The sequence below is a fragment of the Arthrobacter sp. GCM10027362 genome, from assembly GCF_042679445.1.
Classification (GTDB): Bacteria; Actinomycetota; Actinomycetes; order Actinomycetales; family Micrococcaceae; genus Crystallibacter.
Genome location: NZ_JBHTML010000258.1, coordinates 1 through 4269, shown reverse-complemented (window position 1 = coordinate 4269; position 4269 = coordinate 1). Strand labels below are relative to the sequence as shown.

The following is a 4269-nucleotide window of genomic DNA, read 5'->3' as shown; positions in this document are numbered from 1 at the left end:
AAGGGGCGCGAACTGCCCGAGGAACTGGCCCACATTGCCGACGGCATCGAGGACTCCGGCACCACCCGGCAGGAAGCCAGCTCCGTCCTGGCCGCCCAGTGAGCTGCAAAGGACAAAAGATGTTCCCCGTACGCATGGAAATCATGCCCACCGACGGCATCATCGCCGGGGTCAGGGCAGCCGTCCCCGTAGGCTCGGCACTCACCGTCACTTGCCTGCCGCACCGCGGCATCAAATCCACCATGCAGACCGCGATCCAGCTTGGTCTGCTGGGTTACAACGTAGTGCCGCACATCGCCGCGCGAGGCCTTCAGGACCGCTCACAGCTTGCCGGAATGCTCAAGGATTGCCAGGCTGCGGGCATCACCGAGGTGTTCGCCATCGGGGGTGATGCCCCGTACGCGGCGGGCCCCTATGACTCAGCCGCCCAGCTGATGGAGGACATCGCCGAAATATCCGGCGGAGGCATCTCAATCGGCGTGGCCGGCTACCCCGAAGGGCACCCCGGGCAGGACGCCCTGCACATGCTCGATTCCCTTCTGCAAAAGCAGCATCTGGCCACGAACATGGTCACCCAAATGTGCTTCTCCGCCCCCAAGATCGCCGGATACATCGAGTTGCTGCACCGCGAAGGCGTCGAACTGCCAGTCTGGGCCGGTGTGGCCGGAGCCGTGCACCGGGCCAGGCTCGCCTCACTGGCCGCAAAGATCGGAGTCGGCACGTCCTTGCGGCTCCTGAACCGCAAGGGTCCGCTCGCCCGCAGGCTCCTGAGCGGGGAGACATACTCACCGCGGAGCCTCGTCTCAGAACTTTCCGCCTTCCAGCCCGCCCTCGCGGGCATCCACCTCTACAGCTTCAACAACCTTGATCCGCACTCCACCTATGGGACCCCGCCGGCTGCCCTTCTCCCAGCGTGACCGGCAGCAGCCGGATCAAGCGCGTATGGCTGAAATGTTGAAAGGCGATGGCCCGGTTCGTGGCAGAGCCGGTGATGCTGGCCCGCTACATGCAGGTGCTCTCCGGCATGCCGGTCTGGGGGCCTCTGCCAGACCCTTGTGCGGAACCTGTTGGCGACGGTGAGCAAGGCAGCCGGGTGCTCAGGCGGCAGGGAGCCGCGCCTGCGAATGTCCGGTCAGCCGGCAGGCCATGGCCAACATCTTGAGGTGCCGCAGGCCGCCGGCCTCGCCGTCGCCGCACGGCCCGCAAATCCGCTGCAGCGCCCTCGGCACCCGGCTCGGCTCGCTGGGACGGGATCTGGAGCGCATCGGTTCAACCCGGACCGCCGGCCGCGCGGCCCCTACAGCAGCCTCTTGAGCACCTCGGCCTTGCTCCACGAATACGGCGGATAGCCGACCTTCAGCGTCTCCACCAACGCGCTCTTGGACAGCACCGGGCGCCGGTGGCTGAAGGTGTCAAACGAGTGCCTGCCGTGGTAGGCGCCCATGCCGCTGGCCCCGGTGCCGCCGAACGGCAGCCCGGGCACCAGCGGGTGGGCGTTGCAGATGTTGTGCCCGACCGCCCCGGCCCGCACGGTGTCCTCGAAGATTCGCTGGTTCTTCGGCCGCTCGCTGAACAGGTAGGCGGCCAGCGGGGCCGGCCGGTCGTTGATGAACGCCACCGCCTCCTCGAGGCTGGGCACCTCCAGTACCGGCAGGATGGGGCCGAAGATTTCCTCCCGCATCACCGGCGCATCCGGGTCGACGTCAACAAGCACCGTAGGTTCGATGTACCGGCTGGACCGCTCGGTGCCGCCGCCGCTGAGCACCGTGCCCTGGCCCAGGTAGCCGGCGAGCCGGTCGAAATGGCGCTCGTTGACAATCCGGCCGTAGTCCTTGCTGCGCACGGGCCGCCTGCCGAAAAGTTCACGGACGGACTCGGGCAGGTGGGTGCGCAGCTGCTCCGCGGCCCTGCCCACGGCGAGCACGTAGTCCGGCGCCGTGCACGTCTGGCCGGCGTTGAGGAATTTGCCGTGCGCAAGACGCCGGGCGATGTTGCCCCAGTGCCCGTCGACGACGACGGCGGGGCACTTGCCGCCGAGCTCCAGTGTCACCGGGGTCAGGTGCCGGGCCGCCGCCTGCAGCACCTCACGGCCCGTGTGTTCGCCGCCGGTGAAGAAAATGTGGTCGAAGCGTTCCTGCAGCAGTGCCGCGGCGGTCTCCGGGCCGCCGTCGACGATGGCCACCACCTGCGGGTCCAGGTATTCCGGCACCAGCCGGCAGAGCAGCTGCGCCGTCGCCGGGGCCAGCTCGCTGGGCTTGAGCACCGCGCAGTTGCCGGCCGCGAGTGCGCCGATCAGCGGGGCCAGCAGCAGCTGGACCGGGTAGTTCCACGGTGCCAGGATCAGCACCACGCCCAACGGCTGCGGGACTACGCGGGCCTGGGCCGGCTGCAGGACCAGCGGCACTTTGACGGCGGTTTCCTCCATCCATGCCGGCAGGTGCAGCAGCGCGTGGCCGATTTCGTTCTCGAGCAGGGCAAATTCGGAGATCCGGCTTTCCAGCGGGTGCTTGCCCAGGTCCTCGGCCAGGGCCTGGGCCAGCTCCTTCTCGTTCTCCGTGATGAGCCGGCGCAGGGCCTTCAGCTGGCCCGTGCGGAAACGCCGAGGCACGGTGGCCCGGGTGCGGAATCCCTCACGCACCCGGGCCACCGCCTCGGCGGGCAGCGTCCGTTCGAATGACCCCATATCACCCATGAACGCGCCGCTCTCCCTTGATGTTTCCCCGGCCTGTGCCTGCCCGGTGGGCGCCGTCCCCACGGCGGCACCCACCCAGTCTAGCGGCAGGGATTCCCGTCCCAAGCCTGCCAAGGACGGGACCCCTGGACGGCTCGTGCCGGGGGCGCATCAGGCCTTGGGCGCGGACTCCTGCGGGGCCTGCTTCTCCGGGCCGGCACCGATGGCCCAGACGCGCGGCGGGATGGCGCCGTTGATCGCGTGGTCCCCGATGATGCGGGCCTTGAACACCCACGGGTTGTGGCTGGCCGCGGTGCGCGCGTTGCGCCAGTGCCGGTCCAGGTTCTTCGCGGTGCTGGTGCCCGAGGCGCCGAGGGCGTCGAAGATGTCCGAGGTGGCGCGGGTGGCCAGCTCGGTCAGCACCACCTGGGCCTGGGCAGATTCGAGTTCGGCGGCGTCGTTGCGCCGTTCGTCTTCTTCCAGGTCGCCCAGGAAGGCGCCTTCGTAGGCGCGCTGCAGGGCACCGGCGGCGCGCTCGAGGACGGCCTCCGCGGCGTAGGCGCGGGCCGAGACCTCGCCGACCACCTGCAGGATCTGCGGGTCGGCGGCGAAGGAGTCGGCGTTGCCGTGCGAGAAGATGCGCGTACGCTTGCGGACCTCGGCGGCGATCTCGCGTTCGGCGGCCCGAATGGTCCCGGCCAGCACCGCCAGCAGCACGGCCTGGTAGAACGCGGTCTGGTACTTGAAGCGGGTCTCGAAGTCGATCACGTTCTCCGCCTCCACCACCGCGTCCGTGAAGGTGCTGGTGCCGGAGCCGGTGGTCTGCTGACCGAAGCCGTCCCAGTCGTCACCGTGGGTCACCCCGGGCTGGCGGGCGTTGACGACGGCGATGACCTTGGTGCCGTCGTCGGTGCGCTGGGCGAAGGTGTCGATCCAGTCCGCGAAGATACTGCCGGTGGAATAGTACTTGGTGCCGTTGATGCGGAAGGTCCCGTCGTGCTGCGGGGCGACCTTGGTGATCACGTCGCCGATCTTCACGGTGCCGACCTCGGTCCAGGAATTGCCGGCGATCTGACCGTCCACGAAGCGCTTGAGCCAGACCGCGCGCTGGGCCCCGGTGGAGACCAGGCGGTCCTCCACGAACGCGAAGTGCCCGCGCAGCGCCTGCGGAATGTTCGAATCGGCGGCGGCCAGCTCGGCCAGCAGGCGGAACAGCTGCGGCAGGGTGGCGCCGAAGCCGCCGTCGGCCACCGGCACGCGCAGGGCACCGAAGCCGGCCTCGGCCAACTCCTTGATCTGGGCGTAGGGCAGCTGGTGGTCCTTTTCGCGGGCCGAGGCGCCCTCGGCGATGCGCTCGAAGATCGGCCGGAAGCGGGCGGCCAGGGTTTCGTAGTCGGCCTGGGGGATGGTGGCTGAAGTCATGGCGTTACCTTTCGTACGGGCAGGGCGGGAAGGGTCAGACGGATACGGATTCGGGAGTTTCGACGGCGGCCAGGGGTGCCGCTGCATCCCCGGCAGGGCGGACTCGGGCCAGCAGGCGGGCGGCGAGGAACAGTGCGCCGATGACGGTGGCGGCCGCCGTGGCGGCGGCCCAGCCG

3 protein-coding genes are annotated in these 4269 nt (G+C 69.4%); 1 reads left to right on the top strand and 2 read right to left on the bottom strand.

Annotated features, from left to right (window positions below):
- Nucleotides 1-119: 119 nt before the first annotated feature.
- Nucleotides 120-917 (top strand): methylenetetrahydrofolate reductase, encoded by a 798-nt coding sequence (locus ACFQ36_RS21090; protein WP_377017239.1) that lies wholly within the window; start codon nucleotides 120-122, stop codon nucleotides 915-917.
- A 380-nt stretch (nucleotides 918-1297) separates the two neighbouring features.
- On the opposite strand, the gene ACFQ36_RS21085 is transcribed toward ACFQ36_RS21090, so the two are convergent.
- Both ACFQ36_RS21085 and ACFQ36_RS21080 read right to left on the bottom strand, forming a co-directional pair.
- Nucleotides 1298-2692: an aldehyde dehydrogenase family protein gene (locus ACFQ36_RS21085; RefSeq protein ID WP_377017237.1), complete on the bottom strand. Its 1395-nt coding sequence runs from the start codon at nucleotides 2690-2692 to the stop codon at nucleotides 1298-1300.
- 150 nt (nucleotides 2693-2842) lie between these two features.
- Complete coding sequence (locus ACFQ36_RS21080) at nucleotides 2843-4093, bottom strand: acyl-CoA dehydrogenase family protein (RefSeq protein WP_377017235.1); 1251 nt, start codon at nucleotides 4091-4093, stop codon at nucleotides 2843-2845.
- Nucleotides 4094-4269 lie beyond the last annotated feature (176 nt).